This window comes from Acinetobacter sp. V2 (assembly GCF_001188385.1).
In the GTDB taxonomy this organism is placed as follows: domain Bacteria; phylum Pseudomonadota; class Gammaproteobacteria; order Pseudomonadales; family Moraxellaceae; genus Acinetobacter; species Acinetobacter oleivorans.
Genome location: NZ_JZFB01000001.1, coordinates 1,874,382 through 1,876,217, shown reverse-complemented (window position 1 = coordinate 1,876,217; position 1,836 = coordinate 1,874,382). Strand labels below are relative to the sequence as shown.

At 35.8% G+C, this 1,836-nt stretch carries 1 protein-coding gene; it reads left to right on the top strand.

Annotated elements, in window-relative coordinates; genetic code table 11:
- Positions 1-1,836, top strand: a 1,836-nt coding sequence (locus UC75_RS20830) for an Ig-like domain-containing protein (RefSeq protein WP_228137184.1), incomplete at both ends; no start/stop codon positions are given.

The following is a 1,836-nucleotide window of genomic DNA, read 5'->3' as shown; positions in this document are numbered from 1 at the left end:
GTTGCAGGTAATACCTCAGAAACCGCTGTACAAAAAGTGATTGTAGATAATTCCTTAAATGTTGAATCAACTACAGTAACTGTAAAGCCGATTACTGAAGACAATACAATAAGCCTGGTTGAAAAAGATCAAGTTATTTCTATAAGACTGGACGTAGATAATCTACCAACAGATTTAAATAGCTCACTGACTTCAATAAATACGACATTAAATGATGTTGTTTATAACTTTCATTTTGATGAGCTAACTCAAGAATGGGTTGCTGAAATTCCAGCAGAGTTCTTGTGGTCAGAAGAATCGCAAACCAATATATCAATTGATATTAGCCTTACTGATCAAGCTGGCAATACAGCGATTATTAAACAGATTCAAAATTATAATGTAGATCATACTCCGAATTCACCAATACTAGATTCACTAACTTTTAATAATATAGATGGAGCTATCATTTCGGGTAGCGCATATAAAGGAAGTAAAGTCGATATCTACAATAAAAATGGTGATTGGCTTGCAAGTACAATAGCCAATGAAGAGGGTAACTTCAGCTTACAAAATCTTTCAATTAGCTCAAATGATGAGGTTTATGCAGTTGCTACTTATAATGGATACAGCAGCGAAAATTCATCAATTGGACTAGTTACTGAAGTTCCAGCTCTTAGTATTTTACGAATTAGTCCAGAAGGTGTGATCACTGGTTATGCGACTGAAGGTAGTCATTTTATTGTAAAAGATCAGAATGGAAATATTCTACAAGAGTTTAACTCTATTGCATTTGAGGGCTCAGGTATTACGCCTTTTAGTGTAATGGAATTAGGTGAAGTCAGACCATTTACTTTGTCCCTCGACCAACCTTTGGAGGAAGGTACTCAAATTATTATCTCTACCGATAAAGATAATGTTTCAGGCCATCCACAATATATTACCGCAGACTATACGCCCGCAGTATTTTTAGAAACGCCACAATTTGATATCAGTGGTGAAACTTTATCAGTACATGTCAATGAACCTAACAGCCTTATTCTTGTGTTTTCCGGAACAGGAAATCTAATCGCTAACGGTGTTACAGATGAACAAGGCTTTGCAAGTTTACCTGTGTTCCAATTTTTAAAAGAAGGTGAGTCGGTTACCGTACAAGTAGTAGATAAAAATCAAAATACGAGTGAAGCCCTAATCGAAGTTCCAAACTTTGCTTATATTCCACATGTTGAACGTATTACACAAGAAGGCTTAATTTCTGGGTTTGCTGAAGATAATAGTACAGTAATTGTGCGTGATACTGAGGGTAATGAATTAGGAAAAGTTACAATAGGTGATGACAATAGTTGGAATAAATTTAGTCATTTTAGCTTGAGTGTAAGCCGTCCTTTAATTGATGGAGAGCAAATTTCTATTCAAATTATTGATAATAAAGGTCTAATAAGACCTGAACAGAAGATTATTGTAGATCTGACTCCTCCACCTGTTCCAACAGATTTAAATTTCAATGATGCGGGCGATTTAGTTTATGGTCATGCAGAACCTTTCTCTGAAATTTTAGTTAAAGATGAACAAGGAAACATTCTTAATAAATGGTTCTGGAATAACTGGGCCGATGAGAGTGGAAGTTTCTCGATAGAACTAGGTGTGTTTTTAACTAATGCTGAGACAGTTTATGTTACGGCTACCGATGTAAATGGAAATGTAAGTTTAGCAGCGCAGATACAGGCGCCTAACTATGCTTTTGCTCCCTATGTAGATAGCTTTACTTCAGACGGAGTGATAAGTGGGCAAGCTGAAAATAATAGTACTCTCATTGTTAAAGATGCCAAAGGTGAAGTCGTAGCTGAAATTAAAGTC